This window comes from Spongisporangium articulatum, from assembly GCF_044465595.1.
Lineage (GTDB): Bacteria > Actinomycetota > Actinomycetes > Actinomycetales > Kineosporiaceae > Spongisporangium > Spongisporangium articulatum.
The window spans coordinates 619,910-636,479 of record NZ_JBITLV010000001.1 but is presented as its reverse complement, the minus strand read 5'-3'; the positions used below and the strand labels follow the sequence as shown (position 1 = coordinate 636,479).

General features: G+C 69.6%; 14 protein-coding genes. 6 read left to right on the top strand and 8 right to left on the bottom strand.

The window, feature by feature from the left end; translation table 11 throughout:
- Positions 1-26: 26 nt before the first annotated feature.
- The 8 genes from ACIB24_RS02985 to dnaA all read right to left on the bottom strand — a co-directional run bounded on the left by ACIB24_RS02985 (position 27) and on the right by dnaA (position 12,473).
- On the bottom strand, positions 27-1,058 hold the full coding sequence (locus ACIB24_RS02985) for a DUF3566 domain-containing protein (protein WP_398274940.1): 1,032 nt from the start codon (positions 1,056-1,058) through the stop codon (positions 27-29).
- A gap of 174 nt (positions 1,059-1,232) precedes the next feature.
- Positions 1,233-3,857 (bottom strand): DNA gyrase subunit A, encoded by a 2,625-nt coding sequence (gene gyrA, locus ACIB24_RS02980; protein WP_398274938.1) that lies wholly within the window; start codon positions 3,855-3,857, stop codon positions 1,233-1,235.
- Positions 3,858-3,905: 48 nt separating this feature from the next.
- Entirely contained in the window at positions 3,906-5,933 is a 2,028-nt protein-coding gene (gyrB, locus tag ACIB24_RS02975; protein WP_398274935.1) for a DNA topoisomerase (ATP-hydrolyzing) subunit B, read from the bottom strand.
- 284 nt (positions 5,934-6,217) lie between these two features.
- Positions 6,218-6,721, bottom strand: a complete 504-nt coding sequence (locus tag ACIB24_RS02970; protein ID WP_398274932.1) for a DUF721 domain-containing protein — start codon at positions 6,719-6,721, stop codon at positions 6,218-6,220.
- A gap of 58 nt (positions 6,722-6,779) precedes the next feature.
- Positions 6,780-7,967, bottom strand: coding sequence for a DNA replication/repair protein RecF (gene recF / locus ACIB24_RS02965; RefSeq protein WP_398274929.1), 1,188 nt, complete (start codon positions 7,965-7,967; stop codon positions 6,780-6,782).
- A gap of 88 nt (positions 7,968-8,055) precedes the next feature.
- The gene (gene gnd / locus ACIB24_RS02960; RefSeq protein ID WP_398274926.1) at positions 8,056-8,982 is read right to left on the bottom strand and encodes a phosphogluconate dehydrogenase (NAD(+)-dependent, decarboxylating); all 927 of its coding nucleotides are present in this window, start codon (positions 8,980-8,982) and stop codon (positions 8,056-8,058) included.
- Between the two features lie 37 nt (positions 8,983-9,019).
- On the bottom strand, positions 9,020-10,150 hold the full coding sequence (gene dnaN / locus ACIB24_RS02955; protein WP_398274923.1) for a DNA polymerase III subunit beta: 1,131 nt from the start codon (positions 10,148-10,150) through the stop codon (positions 9,020-9,022).
- A 703-nt stretch (positions 10,151-10,853) separates the two neighbouring features.
- Positions 10,854-12,473, bottom strand: coding sequence for a chromosomal replication initiator protein DnaA (gene dnaA, locus ACIB24_RS02950; RefSeq protein ID WP_398274920.1), 1,620 nt, complete (start codon positions 12,471-12,473; stop codon positions 10,854-10,856).
- Positions 12,474-12,979: 506 nt separating this feature from the next.
- Here dnaA and rpmH point away from each other — a divergent pair.
- The 6 genes from rpmH (at position 12,980) to rsmG (ending at position 16,354) form a co-directional block, all read left to right on the top strand.
- On the top strand, positions 12,980-13,117 hold the full coding sequence (gene rpmH, locus ACIB24_RS02945; RefSeq protein ID WP_106297453.1) for a 50S ribosomal protein L34: 138 nt from the start codon (positions 12,980-12,982) through the stop codon (positions 13,115-13,117).
- Between the two features lie 18 nt (positions 13,118-13,135).
- On the top strand, positions 13,136-13,507 hold the full coding sequence (rnpA, locus tag ACIB24_RS02940; RefSeq protein WP_398274917.1) for a ribonuclease P protein component: 372 nt from the start codon (positions 13,136-13,138) through the stop codon (positions 13,505-13,507).
- 17 nt (positions 13,508-13,524) lie between these two features.
- Positions 13,525-13,860 carry a membrane protein insertion efficiency factor YidD gene (gene yidD / locus ACIB24_RS02935; protein WP_398274914.1) on the top strand — a complete coding sequence of 112 codons (336 nt, stop codon included), beginning with the start codon at positions 13,525-13,527 and terminating at the stop codon, positions 13,858-13,860.
- Positions 13,861-13,875: 15 nt separating this feature from the next.
- On the top strand, positions 13,876-14,925 hold the full coding sequence (gene yidC / locus ACIB24_RS02930; RefSeq protein ID WP_398274911.1) for a membrane protein insertase YidC: 1,050 nt from the start codon (positions 13,876-13,878) through the stop codon (positions 14,923-14,925).
- 118 nt (positions 14,926-15,043) lie between these two features.
- Complete coding sequence (locus tag ACIB24_RS02925; RefSeq protein ID WP_398274908.1) at positions 15,044-15,646, top strand: protein jag; 603 nt, start codon at positions 15,044-15,046, stop codon at positions 15,644-15,646.
- Positions 15,647-15,658: 12 nt separating this feature from the next.
- Positions 15,659-16,354, top strand: coding sequence for a 16S rRNA (guanine(527)-N(7))-methyltransferase RsmG (gene rsmG / locus ACIB24_RS02920; protein ID WP_398274905.1), 696 nt, complete (start codon positions 15,659-15,661; stop codon positions 16,352-16,354).
- The last annotated feature ends 216 nt before the right edge of the window (positions 16,355-16,570 follow it).

Genomic DNA, 16,570 nt, shown 5'->3' with positions numbered 1-16,570 from the left:
CGTGGTGCACCCAAACCGGGTGGTGGTCACTCGTCCGAGAGGGTCACCCGCACGCCGCCGACCAACCCGGCCGAGATGTTGTAGATCAGCGCGACGATCACCGACAGGCTCATCAGCAGCAGCACGTTGAAGGCGCCGACCAGCACGCTGACCGACAGCACCCGGCCGAAGCCGATGTAGTCGTAGATGTCGAACGAGCTGGCCTTGGCCCCGTTCTCGGTGCTGCCGAACACGCTGTTGAGCTGGTCGAACACCCCGACACCCTTCAGCGTCAGCCACAACACCGAGGTGGCGATGACCAGCGCGACCCCGGCCGCGACCGAGAGCATGAGCGAGACCTTCAGCACCGACATCAGCTCGACGCTGCTGACGGTCAGCCGGGCGACCCGGCCGGTCGGCTGCGGCGGCGGCGCCGTGGTCAGCTCGGGCTCGCGGTCCCAACCGCCGCGCTCCGGGCGCTCGGCCGGACGATCCGTGGTGACGAACGGGCCACCCTGGGGACGGTTCTGGATCACGGGGCGGCCGGCGGCCGGGCGGGCGGCCGACAGGTCGGCGTTGGACGTGTTCGTGGACACCGGGGCCTCGGATCTGGTCGGGGCGGGGCCGGGGGTCGGCCGGCCGGCCGGCTTCGTGGCGGCGCTCGCCGCGGGAGCCACGCTCGTCCGTGAGCTGGAGTCCGGCTTTCCGGACTTCGCGGTCGTCTCCACCGCGTCGGTCTTGTCGGTCTTGTCGGTCTTGGCAGCCTTGTCGGTCTTGGCCGCCTGGACGACGGGGGTGCCGGCGGTGGTCGGGATGCCACCCGTCGTGGGGGACGACCCACTGGCCTCGCGGGCGGCCGCCCCTGCGGCGAACGCCCGCGCGGCGGCCTCCTGCTTGGCCGAGGACTTCTCGTCGGAGGAGTCGGACGACGACCCCGCCGTCCCGCTGGGCCGCAGCCCCGGGCCGGTCGGCTTGGTCGTGCCGTTCTTCTCGCCCCCGGCCGCCTTGCCGTCGGGACTGGGCGTGGGGCCGGCCGTGGCCTCGGACGTCGACACGTCGGGGACCGCCTCATCGGTCACCTGGAGTCCCCCCTTGCCCGGGCCGGCCGTTGCTCCGGTCCGCCCTCGGTCGTCCGCCAACTCACGCCTCCTACGCTCGAGCGTCCCGCGACCCTACCTGCGGGGGGGCGGTACGCCCACCTTGCAGTTCATGACCCCACCTCTGGCCGCGTGGCGACTCGATGGTACCGCCCGTCACTCCTCGCCCGGCTCATCCTCGGCCACCGCACCGGGGGCTTCACTGACGGCGGAGACGTCGTCACCCGCCGCGACCGTCGAGCCGGCCGGGCCCTCGGTGTCACCCTCCGCGCCGGCCTCGGCGTCGGCCTCGTCGTCGCCCAGCGAGCTCTCCGAGTTGATCGCGACCGCGATGATCCGGTCCCCGGCGTCGGCCTTGGCGAACACGACGCCCATGGTGTCCCGGCCCTTGGCCGGGACTTCGCCGACCGCCGAGCGCACGACCTTGCCGCGTTCCATCACGACCAGCACCTCGTCGCCCTCGCCGACGATCATCCCGGCCACGAGATCACCCCGCTGGTCGGTGATCTTGGCGACCTTGATGCCGAGACCGCCGCGCCCCTGCACGCGGTAGGCGTCGACCGGCGTCCGCTTCGCGTAGCCCGCCTCGGTGACGACGAAGACGAAGGCGTTCTCGACGTCCCGGACGACGTCCATCGACAGCAGCTGGTCGCCGTCCCGGAACTTCATGCCGGTGACGCCGGAGGTGGCGCGACCCATCGGGCGCAGCGCCGAGTCGTCCGCCGTGAACCGCACCGACATGCCCTTGCGCGAGACCAGCAGCAGGTCGTCGCCGTCGCCGACCAGCCGCGCGGCGACGAGCTCGTCGCCCTCGCGCAGGTTGATCGCGATGACCCCGCCGGCGCGGGGCGAGTCGTACTCGGACAACCGGGTCTTCTTCACCAGGCCGTTGCGGGTGGCCAGCACCAGGAACGGCGCGTCCTCATAGGTGCGCAGGTACACGACCTGGGCGATCTGCTCACCCGGCTGGAAGGCCAGCAGGTTGGCGACGTGCTGCCCCTTCGCGTCGCGGCCCGCCTCGGGCAGCTCGTAGGCCTTGGCCCGGTAGACCCGACCCAGGTTCGTGAAGAACAGGACCCAGTTGTGGGTCGAGGTGACGAAGAAATGCTCCACCACGTCGTCGCTGCGCAGCGTCGTCCCGCGCACGCCCTTGCCGCCACGCCGCTGGGCCCGGTACTGGTCGGTGCGGGTCCGCTTGGCGTAGCCGTCGCGGGTGATGGTGACGACGACCTCCTCCTCCGGGATGAGGTCCTCGACGTTCATCCCCCCGTCGAAGGGCAGGATCTGGGTGCGACGCTCGTCGCCGTACTTCTCGACGATCTCCGCGAGCTCCTCGGCGATGATCTGCCGCTGACGCTCGTCGGACGCGAGAATCGCCTCCAGGTCGGCGATCACGGCCTCGAGACGCTCGAGCTCCTCGATGATCTTCTGCCGCTCGAGGGCGGCGAGGCGGCGCAGCTGCATCGTGAGGATGGCGTCGGCCTGGACCTCGTCGATGTCCAGCAGGTCGATCAGGCCGCCACGCGCGTCCTCCACCGTGGCGGACGCGCGGATCAGCGCGATCACCTCGTCGAGCGCGTCGAGCGCCTTCACGTACCCGCGGTAGATGTGCGCCTGGCGCTCGGCCTCGGCCAACAGGTACCGGGTGCGCCGGACGATGACGTCCATCTGGTGGTCGACCCAGTACCGGACGAACTTGTCCAGGCTCAGCGTGCGCGGGACGCCGTCGACCAGGGCCAGCATGTTGGCGCCGAACGTGTCCTGCAGCTGGGTGTGCTTGTACAGGTTGTTCAGCACGACCTTGGCGATCGCGTCGCGCTTGAGCTGGATGACGATGCGCAGCCCGGTCTTGCCGGACGTGTCGTCGATGATGTTCGAGATGCCCTGCACCCGACCGGAATCCACCAGCTCGGCGATCTTGAGCTTCAGGTTGTCGGGGTTCACCTGGTACGGCAGTTCGGTGACGACGAGGCAGGTCCGGTTCTGGATCTCCTCGACCTCGACGACGGCGCGCATGATGATCGCGCCGCGCCCGGTGCGGTAGGCCTCCTCGATCGCCCGCGTGCCCATGATCAGGCCGCTGGTCGGGAAGTCGGGACCCTTGATCCTCAGGAGCAACTGGGCGAGCAGGGTTTCGTCGTCGGCACCGGGATTGGCCAGGAGCCACTGGACGCCCTCGGCCACCTCGCGCAGGTTGTGCGGCGGGATGTTGGTGGCCATGCCCACCGCGATGCCGGAGGCCCCGTTGGCCAACAGGTTCGGGAACCGGGCGGGCAGGACGTCGGGCTCACTGGTCTTGCCGTCGTAGTTGGGGGAGAAGTCGACGGTCTCCTTGTCGATGTCCCGCACCATCTCCATGGCCAGCGGGGCCATCCGGCACTCGGTGTACCGCATCGCGGCGGCCGGGTCGTTGCCCGGGGAGCCGAAATTGCCCTGCCCGTCGACCAACGGGTAGCGCAGCGACCAGGGCTGGGCGAGCCGGACGAGGGTGTCGTAGATCGCGCCGTCGCCGTGCGGGTGGTAATTGCCCATCACGTCGCCGACGACGCGGGCGCACTTGTTGTAGCCGCGGTCGGGTCGGTAGCCACCGTCGTACATCGCGTAGAGCACGCGCCGGTGAACGGGTTTCAGGCCGTCCCGCACGTCGGGCAGCGCGCGCGAGACGATGACGCTCATCGCGTAGTCGAGGTACGAGCGCTGCATCTCCAGCTGGAGATCGATCGGGTCGATCCGGCCGCCGGTGGGCACGGGCGGCGGGGCGGTCGGCGGCTGCTCGGTCACTGGGTTACGTCAACTCCACTATCGGCGCGGGTGAAGGCTTTTCGAGTTCTAGATGTCGAGGAAACGGACGTCCTTGGCGTTGCGCTGGATGAAGTTGCGGCGCGACTCGACGTCCTCGCCCATCAGGACGGCGAACATCTCGTCGGCGGCCGCCGCGTCCTCCAGGGTGACCTGCAGCAGAACGCGCTGGTTCGGGTCCATCGTGGTGTCCTCGAGCTCGGCCGCGTTCATCTCGCCGAGACCCTTGTACCGCTGGATGCCCTCGTCCTTGGGCAGCTTCTTGCCCGCCGCCTGGCCGGCCTGCACCAGGGCGTCCCGCTCGCGGTCGGAGTAGGCGTACTCCGGTTCGATGCCGCGCCCCGACCACTTGATCTTGTACAGCGGCGGCTGCGCCAGGTACACGTGCCCGTGCTCGACGAGCGGCCGCATGAAGCGGAAGAGCAACGTCAGCAACAGGGTTCGGATGTGCTGGCCGTCGACGTCGGCGTCGGCCATGAGGATGATCTTGTGATAGCGCAGCTTCTCGAGCGTGAAGTCCTCGCCGACCCCGGTGCCGAACGCGCTGATCAGCGCCTGCACCTCCTGGTTGGCCATGACCTTGTCGATGCGCGCCTTCTCGACGTTCAGGATCTTCCCGCGGATCGGCAGGATCGCCTGGGTGCGCGGGTCGCGGCCGCTCTTCGCGGAACCGCCCGCCGAGTCACCCTCGACGATGAAGATCTCGCACTCCTCCGGGTTGGTCGACTGGCAGTCGCTCAGCTTCCCCGGGAGGCCCCCTCCACCCAGTAGCCCCTTACGGCGGGTGGCCTCGCGCGCCTTGCGAGCCGCGAGCCGGGCCGCCGCGGCCTGGCTGGACTTGCGCACCACCTCGCGCGCGTCGTTGGGGTTGCGGTCGAGCCAGTCGGTGAGCTCGGCGCGCACGACCCGCTGCACGAACGTCTTCGCCTCGGTGTTGCCGAGCTTCGTCTTCGTCTGGCCCTCGAACTGCGGCTCGCCGAGCTTCACGGAGATGACGGCGGTCAGCCCCTCGCGGATGTCGTCACCCGTGAGGTTGTCGTCCTTCTCCTTCAGAAGGCCCTTCGTCCGGGCGTATTCGTTGATCAGCGTGGTCAGCGCCGCCCGGAACCCCTCCTCGTGAGTGCCGCCCTCGTGCGTGTTGATCGTGTTGGCGTACGTGTGCACCGACTCCGAGTAGGCCGTCGTCCACTGCATGGCCAGCTCGAGGGAGAGGCTGCGCTCCGCGTCCTCCGCCTCGATGTAGATGACCTCACCGTTGACCGGCTCGGACTTCTTCGAGGAGTTGAGGTGCTTGACGTAGTCGATCAGACCGCCGTCGTACTTGAAGGTGACCTCGGGGGCCTTGCCCTCGTCGTCGACATGGTCGGGCCGGTCGTCCCGCAGGGTGATGGACAGGCCCTTGTTCAGGAACGCCACCTGCTGGAACCGGGACCGCAGCGTCTCGTAGTCGAAGACGACGGTCTCGAAGATCTCGGCGCTGGGCCAGAACGTGATGACCGTGCCCGTGTCCTCGACGGACTCACCCTTGGCCAGCGGAGCGTCCGGCACACCGACCGTGTAGGCCTGGCGGTAGGCGAACCCGTCGCGGTGCACCTCGACGTTCAGCCTCGTGGACAGTGCGTTCACGACCGAGACGCCGACCCCGTGCAGACCACCGGACACCGAGTACCCGCCGCCGCCGAACTTGCCGCCCGCGTGCAGGATCGTCAGGACGACCTCGACGGCCGGCTTGCCCTCGGACTCCACGATGTCGACCGGGATGCCTCGGCCGTTGTCGATCACCCGCAGGCCGCCGTCGGCCAGCATCGTCACGTCGATCTCGGTGCAGTACCCCGCCAACGCCTCGTCGACCGCGTTGTCGACCACCTCGTAGACCAGGTGGTGCAGGCCGCGCTCACCGGTGGACCCGATGTACATGCCGGGGCGCTTGCGGACCGCCTCGAGACCCTCGAGGACCGTGATGGCACTCGCGTCGTACGCGACATCATCGGCGGAGCCGCCGTCCGGGGATGGGGTGACAGCCGTGCCGTCACCGGGCAGCGTCGTCTGGTCAGTCACGAGCTACGGGCTCCTGAGAGTCGAGGGCGGCAAGCACGCTGGGCGAACGCTCACCTGTCCGATCGGACCCTCACATCTTATCTTGTTACTGGCCCGGCAACCCGTCGCGGCGGGGGTTATCCACACGGATAATCCGGTCTCAACGGCCAGGGACCGCGGGCGCAACCGCCTCGTGGGCCGCCGGTGACTCCCCGTACGCCCGTGGGTGCCGCAGATCGACAGCGAGGCCCTGGAAGGGCAGTGGACGCCGAGTCTGGAGGGACCCCCGGACCATCCACGCGTCACTATCCGTAGGTATCACGCGGACCACGCGAACCGGGCGCGACCCGTGGCCCCTTCTTCCACGAGGGGGCCGAGGGGCCGCGGACGACGACCCGCGTCACCGTGCCCTCGCCGACCTCCTCCGCCAGCCGGCGCAGCACCGCCGGCACCAGCAGCTTGACCTGGGTGGCCCAGGCGGAGGAGTCGGCCTGCACCACGAGGACCCCGTCGGCGAAGCTCACCGGCGTGCAGTGCGCGGCGACATCCGGACCGACGACGGTGTCCCACCGGCCCAGCACACCACCGACCGCGACCGGCTCGTTCCAGCCCCGCTCGGCGACCAGCCGGGAGATCGCGCTCGAGACCGCCTGCGGGTCCCGGGCGTCGGGGCCGGCGCCGGACCGCTTGCGGGAGTCGTCCCGGCGCTGCCGGGCCCGGGCCGCGGCGGAGGCCCGGTTGTCGACCTGTCCGGGTCGCAGACCCCGGGCCGCGGCCGCCGCCCGAGCCCTGCCGAGTGCGGCCCGCACCGCGTCGATCCCCGAATCCTCTTCGGGCTCGGACTCTTTCGCAGCCTCAACCGGCTCGTCACCGGACACGGCGCACCTCGCTGGCCATGACGTCCACCCTCGCACCGTCGAGTACCTCGGGTACATCCTCCGCAACGGCGGCGGTGACGATCACCTGCTCCGCACCGGCGACGAGGTCGGCCAGCCGGGCCCGGCGCCCGGCGTCCAGTTCGGCGAACACGTCGTCCAGGATCAGCACGGGTTCGCTGTCGCCGTCGTGGGTGAGCAGCTCGTAGCTGGCCAGCCGCAGCGCGAGCGCGAACGACCACGACTCCCCGTGGCTCGCGTACCCCTTGGCGGGCAGGCCGCCGAGCGTGAGCAGCAGGTCGTCACGGTGCGGGCCGATCAGGCTGACGCCCCGCTCGAGTTCCTTGCCGCGCACCTTGGCCAGGGCCTCGAGCAGGCGGGCCTCCAGCAGGTCACGGGCCGGGACGACGTCCGCCCCGGTCGCCGGGGTCGGCGCCCCACCCGCTTCCCGGGCCCCGTCGGGGCCGGACTCGGCTTCGTCCAGGCTGCTCCGGTAGGTCAGCTCGGCGTCGCCCTGCCCGTTGCTGACCTGGGCGTACGCCTTGCCGGTGGGGACGGCCAGGTCCTGCACCAGCTTCAACCGCGCGGCGAGCAGGTCGGCGCCGGTGCGGGCCAGGTGGGCGTCCCACACGTCGAGGGTGCGCACGTCGCCGCGGCCGGCCTTGATCGTGGCGCCCGCACTCTTCAGCAGGGCGTTGCGTTGGCGCAGGGCCCGGTCGTAGTCGCTGCGCACCCCGGCGAAGCGGGGAGCCCGGGCCACCAGCAGGTCGTCCAGGAACCGGCGCCGACCGTCGGGGTCGCCCTTGACCAGGGCCAGGTCCTCGGGGGCGAACAGCACGGTGCGCAGCAGGCCGAGCGCCTCCCGGGCCCGCGGCAACGGCGAGCGGTTGACCCGGGCCCGGTTGCTGCCGCCGGGCACGAGTTCGAGCTCGACCAGCGCGTGCCGGTCGTCGCGCTCGATCGCACACCGGATCACCGCTCGCGACGCCCCCTGCCGGACCAGCGCGGCATCTGTGGATACCCGGTGGCTGCCGTGGGTCGCTATGTACCCGATCGCCTCCACGAGATTCGTCTTGCCCTGCCCGTTCGGCCCGACCAGTGCCGTCACTCCGGGGTCGAACTGCAGGTCGGCAGCGGTGTAGGAGCGGAAGTCGGCCAGTTGCAGATGACTCACCCGCACGGCCGACCCCGCATCCCTGCACAAATCATTCTGTGGAAAACGTTGTGGAAAGTCGTGTGGAGAACCGGCTTCCCGGTGTGGACGTACGTCAGTCCGCCGAACCCGAGCCCGAGCTCGGCCCGGCCTCCGGCGCCTGACGCGCCTTCACCGCGTGCCCACCGAACTGCTGGCGCAGCGCGGCGACGGCCTTCATCGCGGGGGAGTCGTCCTGACGCGACGTGAACCGGCTGAACAACGACGCGGTGATGACCGGCATCGGCACGGCGTTGGCGATGGCCTCCTCGACGGTCCACCGGCCCTCGCCGGAGTCGTCGACGTAGCCGGTCAGCTTGTCCAGGCGGGGGTCCTCCTCGAGGGCCTTCACCATGAGGTCGAGCAACCAGGACCGGACGACCGTGCCGCGGCTCCAGGCCTTGAACGAGCCCGGGACGTTCTTGACGATGTCCTTGGCCTCGAGCAGCTCCCAGCCTTCGGCGTAGGCCTGCATCATCCCGTACTCGATGCCGTTGTGGACCATCTTCGCGTAGTGCCCCGCCCCCACCTCCCCGGCGTGCACGAAGCCCTCGTCGCGGGGGCCTTCGGGGCGCAGCGCGTCGAAGATCGGCATGGCCAGCTCGACGAGCTTCTCGTCGCCGCCGACCATCAGGCCGTAGCCGTTCTCGAGGCCCCAGATGCCGCCCGAGACACCGCAGTCCAGGTAGCCGATGCCCTTCGCGGACAGCAATTCGGCGTGCTTGAAGTCGTCCGTGAAGCGGGAGTTGCCACCGTCGATCACCAGGTCGCCCTCGCCGAGCAGGCCGTTCAGCGCCTCGACGGTGTCGGTGGTCGGTTTGCCGTGCGGCACCATGATCCACACGACCTTGGGGCTGGGCAGGGCTTCGACCAACGCCTCGAGCGATGGCACGTCACTGATGTCGGGGTTGAAGTCGAAACCGGTGACCTCGTGGCCGGCGTTGCGCAGCCTGCTGCGCATGTTGCCGCCCATCCTGCCGAGCCCGATGAGTCCGATGTGCATCCGTGAACCCCTTGCCTCGACCGACGGAGTACCAGGTTCAGCTGGTGATCCGCACGGGCATGAGTAGATAGCGGTAGCTGGTGTCGTCCGGGCCGTCCGGCTCGGTCTGCGGGGAGAGCACCGCAGGCTTCCTCGGCTCGGTGAAGGACAGCCTAGCGAGCGGGGTGTCGAGCGCGCCCAGGCCGTCGAGGAGGAACTGCGGGTTGAACGCGATCGACAGCTCCTCGCCGACCAGCGTGGCCTCGACCGCCTCCGACGCCTGGGCGTCCTCGCCCTGCCCGGCCTCGAGGGTCAACGCGCCGTCGGTGAAGCTCAGGTGCACCGGCGTGTTGCGCTCGGCCACGAGCGCGACGCGACGCACGGCGTCCATCAGCGCCTGGGTGTCGACCACCGCGTGGATCGGCACCGAATCCGGGAAAAGCGCTCGTACCTTGGGGTATTCGCCGTCCACGAGCAGCGACGTGGTGCGCCGGCCGCCGGCCTCGAAGCCGACCATCTCGGTGCTGCCGCCGGTGCTCAGACCGAACGTGACGTCGGCGCCCGTGCCCAGGGCCTTGGCGACGTCCGACAGCGTGCGCGCCCGGACCAGCGCGACGTCGCTGACCGCCGGGTCCGACGGCTGCCAGGTGATGGTGCGCATCGCCAACCGGTAGCGGTCGGTGGCCAGGAGGGTGAGCTGGTCACCCTCGACCTCGACCCGGACACCGGTCAGGATCGGCAGCGTCTCGTCGCGGCTGGCGGCGACGCCGACCTGCGCGACGGCCTTCGCGAACGCGTCGCCCGGCACGGTGCCGGAGGCCTCCGGCATGCTCGGCAGACTCGGGTACTCCTCGACCGGCATGGTCAGCAGGGTGAAGCGCCCGGAGCCGCACGTGACCGAGACCTTCGAACCGTCGGTCGTGATGTCGACGGGCTTGCCCGGCAGGGACTTCGAGATGTCGGCGAGCAGCCGGCCGGAGACCAGCACGCTCCCGGCGTCCATCACCTCGGCCGGGACCTCCACGCGCGCGGAGACCTCGTAGTCGAAGCTGGACAGCCGCAGGATGCCCGCGGAGTCGGCCTCGAGGACGAGCCCGGCGAGGACCGGCACCGGCGGCCGCGCCGGCAGTGCTCGTGCGGCCCACGCGACGGCGTCGGCGAGTGCATCGCGCTCCACCCGGAGTTTCACGCCCGCCACCCTCTCTAGAACTCGTCCCCCGCGAACACTGGTCCCCCACGAACTACGGGTCGGCCACGACGTGCGGCCGTACGGGTGAAGGAGACAGTACGCGATGCGGGGTGTCGGCCGGTACCTGACCTCGTCAGACGGGAAGGGCTCAGAGCGGGGAGGGGCTCGGGGTAGTTGTGGGTGGATGACATTTCTTCCTAGGGATCTATTCAGTCTTTGTCATAGCGCCTGTTGAAGCTGGGGATATCTCGCGTCGTCGCAGTTGGGAAGGCTCGAGCGGGGGTGGACGAGCTGTCGAGGAACCGGCCCGCGGCCGGGGACGGCGGTGGACGACGGATGCTCGGTCCACCGGCGGCCACCGGGCTTTCCCCATCCGAACGCCGGGAGAACACACGCCGTCCCCAGGGCGACCGGGGATATCCACGGGACTGTCCACGCCCGGTTCCTCGCGACTGTCCCCAGGGTCCTCACCTGCGACGTTGCCGGACGGTGCGAACCAAACGCCCGTTTACCTGCCGTGTGTCCGGGAAGTGACCCGTTGGTAACGCCTCGCGTCGTCCACAAGGTTTTCCCCACCTGTGTACGAAGCGTGTCCATTCGCCACCGAGAGGTGTGGGACGCGAAGGCACCAGTGTTGCTCAGGGTGACCGGATTGTCCTGGTGAGACCGCACCGGGTGGACTGTCCACAGCCCGTCGGGCGGGTCAGGCGCGTGAGGTCTGCTTGATGCGGTTGGTCAGCTCGGTGACCTGGTTGAAGATCGAACGCCGCTCGGCCATCAACTGCCGGATCTTGCGGTCGGCGTGGATGACCGTGGTGTGGTCGCGGCCGCCGAACTGCTGACCGATCTTGGGCAGGCTCAGGTCGGTCAGCTCCCGGCACAGGTACATCGCGATCTGCCGGGCGTTGACCAGCGTGCGCGACCGGCTCGAACCGCAGAGGTCCTCGATGGTCAGGGAGAAGTAGGCCGCGGTCTGGGCCATGATCACGGCCGGCGTGATCTCCGGGGTGTCCTCGGTCGGGATCAGATCCTTGAGGACGATCTCGGCAAGGTTCAGGTCGACCGGCTGCCGGTTCAGGCTGGCGAACGCCGTCACCCGGATCAGCGCGCCCTCGAGCTCGCGGATGTTCGAGGAGATCTTGCTGGCAATGAACTCCATGACGTCGTCACGGACCTCGAGCCGGTCGCCGATCGCCTTCTTGCGCAGGATCGCGATGCGGGTCTCGAGGTCGGGCGGCTGGACGTCGGTGATCAGCCCCCACTCGAACCGGGAACGCATCCGTTCCTCGAACCCGGCCAGCTGCTTCGGCGGCAGATCGGAGGTGATGACCACCTGCTTGTTGGCGTTGTGCAGCGTGTTGAAGGTGTGGAAGAACTCCTCCTGCGTCTGCACCTTGCCCTGCAGGAACTGGATGTCGTCGATCAGCAGCACGTCGCTGTCGCGGTAGCGGCGCTGGAACGCGCTCGCCTTGTCGTCGCGGATGCTGTTGATGAAGTCGTTGGTGAACTCCTCGGAGTTCACGTACCGCACCCGCACCCCCGGGTAGAGGTTCTGGGCGTAGTGCCCGATGGCGTGCAGCAGGTGCGTCTTGCCCAGCCCGGACTCGCCGTAGACGAACAGCGGGTTGTAGGCCTTGGCCGGCGCCTCGGCGACCGCGACCGCAGCCGCGTGTGCGAACCGGTTGCTGGAGCCGATGACGAACGTGTCGAAGGTGTACTTCGGGTTCAGCCGGGCGGGTTCGCTGTTCTTCGCGCCGGGACGGGCCGCGGGGATCTCGTCGGTGCGCGGGTTCTCGCGCGAGCCGATGGAAGGGCCGTCGGACGACGGGCGCGGCGGGTCGACGTCCCGCACGTCCACGCTGCGCGCGTCGACGGCCGGACCGTCCGTCAGCCGCAACGAGTCGGCCCCCTCGGCCAGGCGGCCCTCGGACACGGAGACCAGTTCGTCGGCGTCGCCGGAGCGCACGTCGAGCCCGGCCCCGCGGTCGAGGTTCCGGACGTCGATCACGGCGCCGTCGGGGTCCGTCCGGTTCTCGGTGGCCTCGGGCGCGTCGGCGACCAGGCCCGGATCGACCGTCACGGCGAGGCGGACCTGGTAGCCGAGCTGCTCGCTGAGGACGGCGACGATCGTCTCCCGGACGCGCTGCTCCAGGATCTCCTTGGTCAGGTCGTTCGGCGCGGCGAGCAGGGCGGTGCCGTCCAGGAGGCCGACCGGTCGGGCGAGACGGACGAAGGCACGCTGCTGCGCGGTGACCCCGGCGCCGTCCAGAGCCTCGATGGCCCTTCTCCACAGAGTGGCGAAGGGCTCCTCAGACGTGGCCAAGGGTGCTCACCTTCCTTGGCCGAACGGCCATCGTCCCCACCTTTATCCACAGCTGTGTGCAATTCCGCGACACACGACGTCGTCGCCGGCGTCGGTAGGCCTGGCCCACCGGGTCGAGGGGGTCGAGAGCCTCTCGGTGACGACCCACGGCGACGGGCGTGTCGGCACGACCGCGGCACCCGTAAGAGAGGACCATAGCTTGTCGAATGCCGGGTAGGCGACGGCCTCGGCTCAGCGGTTTCGGCGGCATCCGCGGGGTGATCTGCGGGAGTCGGAACCACCGCGCCGGGCGGCTCGCCGCCGGTTTGACCGGCTGCATCGCGCCCCCGTACCGTTAGGGAGCTTGACGGCGGCCTGTCTTCGCATGTCCACGTTCCTGGTTCACCGAACCTTGGCGTGGGCGTCCGATGGAGGCCGGCGTCAACGTCTCAGGGGTGGGTCCGGAATCGCTCCGGCTCGCCCGTGAACCGTGCCAGGCCTGCACGTACTAGATCAGGAGTTCTCAGGTGAGCAAGCGGACCTTCCAGCCCAACAACAGGCGCCGGGCCAAGACCCACGGCTTCCGCCTGCGGATGCGTACCCGTGCCGGGCGCGCCATCCTCTCGGCTCGCCGCCGCAAGGGCCGCTCCGAACTGTCCGCCTGAACCGGGCGGGTCACCCCGGTGCTCCCGGCCTCTCACCGGATGCGCAGCGGATCGGACTTCACCACCGCCGTGCGCGGTGGTCGCCGTGCCGGTCGACGCACCCTGGTCGTGCACTACCGCGCGCCTGAGGGTGCGGCCACCCCTGCCGAGGCCCCGGCCCGAGTCGGCTTCATCGTCTCCAAGGCCGTCGGTGGTTCCGTCACCCGTAACCGGGTGAAGCGTCGGCTGCGACACCTCATGCAGGCGGAACTGGGTCGGCTCGCGCCCGGCTCGCTGGTCGTCGTCCGGGCCAACCCGGCGGGGGCGGACGACGGAGCGCGGCTCGCGTCGGACCTCACCGGTGCGCTGGGTTCGGTTCTGCGATCGACCAGGGATCAGGCGAGGTCATGAAGCGTGTACTGCGGACAGTGACTCGGTTGCCACGTCTGGTAATCGTCGGTCTTCTGCACGTCTACCGCGCGGTGGTCTCTCCCTGGTACGGGCCGACGTGTCGGTTCTACCCGAGCTGCTCGGAGTACGCGCTGATCGCGGTCGGGCGGCACGGGGTGTTCAAGGGGACGGCCCTCGCGGTCTGGCGCTTGCTGCGCTGCAACCCCTGGAACCTCGGTGGTGTCGACCTCGTTCCTCCCGTGCGCGCCCGTGGCCGTGAGCACCTCGAGGCCGACCCCGGCCACGACCACCAGTCTTGTCCTGGTCTCCACCCGGAGCCCCACCCCGTGCCGTCCGAGCGACGAGCGGCCTGACCCGGCGAGGAGCCGATGACCGAGATTCTCAAGCCGCTCGAGGTGGTGGTCGCCTGGATCATGGTGACCTTCCACGGTCTGCTGACCGACATCGGTCTGCCGGCGGAGTCCGGCTGGACCTGGGCGCTGTCGATCGTCGGCCTCGTGGTCGTCATCCGCATCCTGCTGATCCCGCTGTTCGTCAAGCAGATCAAGGCGTCCCGAGGGCTGCAGCTGGTCCAGCCGGAGATCCGCAAGATCCAGCAGAAGTACAAGGGGAAGAACGACCAGGCTTCGCGTCAGGCGATGACCCAGGAGACCATGGCGGTCTACCGGGAGCACGGCACCAACCCGTTCGCTTCCTGCCTGCCGATCCTGCTCCAGGCGCCGATCTTCTTCTCACTGTTCCGGGTCCTGAACGGGCTGAAGGGCATCGCCGACGGCAGCAAGGATCCGATCGGGGCCATGACCCAGACGCTCGCCTCCCAGGCTGAGCAGTCCACACTCTTCGGTGCCAAGCTCTCGTCGACGTTCCTCGGGTCGGACGAGCTGTCCGTCAAGATCCTCACCGTCGTGCTGATCATCCTGATGTCGGCGAGCACCTTCACCTCGCAGCGTCAGCTGATGATGAAGAACATGCCCCCGTCGGCCCTCGAGGGGCCGATGGCCCAGCAGCAGAAGGTGCTGCTGTACGTGCTGCCGCTGATCTTCGCGGTGTCGGGTGTCAACTTCCCGATCGGTGTCCTCATCTACTGGTTCACCACGAACATGTGGTCGATGGGCCAGCAGTTCTACACGATCCGCCGGATGCCGGCCCCGGGCTCGCTGGCCGAGAAGGCGCTGAACGAACGCCGGGCCAAGCGCGGCAAGCCGGCCGTCGGGGCGGAGCTGAAGTCGTCGTCGACCGACGCCGAGACCGAGCCGGCCGAGGGAGAGTCCCGGCAGCGGGTCCAGCCCAAGCGGCAGCCGAAGAGCAAGCGGTCCGGTCAGCAGCGACCCGGTAAGCCGACGGGTTCATCCGGTGGGGCGGGCGGCGGCAGCGCCGGAGACAGCGCCGGAGACAGCGCGGGAGCCAACAGCGCCTGAGGCGCGAGCAGATCGTCCTGCTGCAGCTCGGGGGTTCGAGTCGCGGGCAGGGTAGGCGGAACCGGTCGCGCCGGTGAGCCCTCGGGCTCGGGTGCGGCGACCCAGTGAGGAGAGCGTGATGAGCGAGACCAACGAACTGGACGTCACGGCCACGGAGGGAGCGGTCGCCACGGAGGCGCCGGCTCCTGACAGTGAGGCGCCCGAGGCGGCGGCCGAGGGCACGACCTCGAAGCGTCGGGGTTCGGTGCGCGACCTCGAGGAGGAGGGCGAGGTGGCGGCCGACTACCTCGAGGAACTCCTCGACATCATCGACGCCGACGGCGACATCGACATCGACGTCGAGAACGGTCGGGCGTCCTTGGCCATCCTCGGTGAGGCGGGCAACGACCGGAGTCTCCGGCGTCTGGTGGGTCAGGGCGGCGAGGTACTCGAGGCGCTGCAGGAGCTGACCCGGTTGGCCGTGCAGGCGAGCACCGGTGAGCGCAGCCGCCTGATGCTGGACATCGCGGGCCACCGCGCCAAGCGGCGGCAGCAGATCCAGGAGCAGGCGCGGACCGCGTGCGAGAAGGTCAAGTCCTCGGGTGAGAAGTTGAGCCTCGAGCCGATGACCGCCTTCGAGCGGAAGATCGTGCACGACGTGGTGGCCGAGGCCGGGCTCGTCAGTGAGTCCGACGGTGTCGAGCCGAACCGGCACGTGGTGATCCTGCCCGCCGGCTCCTGAACCCTGCTCGTTGTGACCGACCCGGTGTCTGTTCCACGTGGAACGAGCGACGCGGTCGCCGAAATCTTCGGCGACCGCGTTCTGCTTGTGCAGCGGTATGTCGAGGCACTCTCGACGAGTGGCCTCGAGCGTGGGCTCATCGGTCCGCGTGAGGTTCCGCGGATCTGGGACCGGCACGTCCTCAACTGCGCTGTCGTGTCCGAGCTGATCCCCCCGTCGGCCGCCCTGGCCGATGTCGGGTCGGGGGCCGGTCTGCCCGGCCTCGTTCTGGCCATCGCCCGGCCCGACCTGAAGGTGACCCTGATCGAGCCCCTACTCCGGCGATCGGTCTGGTTGCGTGAGGTGGTCCAGGAGCTGGGGTTGAGTGGGGTGGAGATCGCGCGCGGTCGAGCCGACGAGGTGACCCGGTCGGGGGCCCGGTTCGATGTCGCCACCGCCCGGGCGGTCGCGGCCCTGCCGAAACTGGCCGGCTGGTGTCTACCGCTATTGCGCCCGCAGGGTCAGTTGCTCGCTCTCAAGGGCGCCTCGGCCGCGGAGGAACTGGACGAGGCGCGCGCCGAGCTGACCCGCCTGGGAGCCGTGTCCGCCGAGGTCGTGGGATGCGGGGTCGGGGTCGTCGATCCCACGACGACCGTGATCCGCGTGACGGTCGGCGCGCACCGTTCTACCCCGGCCAAGCCCTCCACGAAGGCTCGCCGCAATCGCTGACGTTGTCTCGTCCTGTCCACAACGGTCTCCACAGGGGGCATGGGCATTTGCGCAGGCCGGAAGCCCGTGTGGTTCACGGGTGACGAGTTATCCCCACTTTCGAAGAACTATGTGGAACGACCCCCTGTACCGGTTCTGTCGGCCGACGGAGCCTCAGCCCTCATGGGGGTGTTCGCCAACCGTTTCACGGGAAACGACGCGCGACGGTGACGTCAG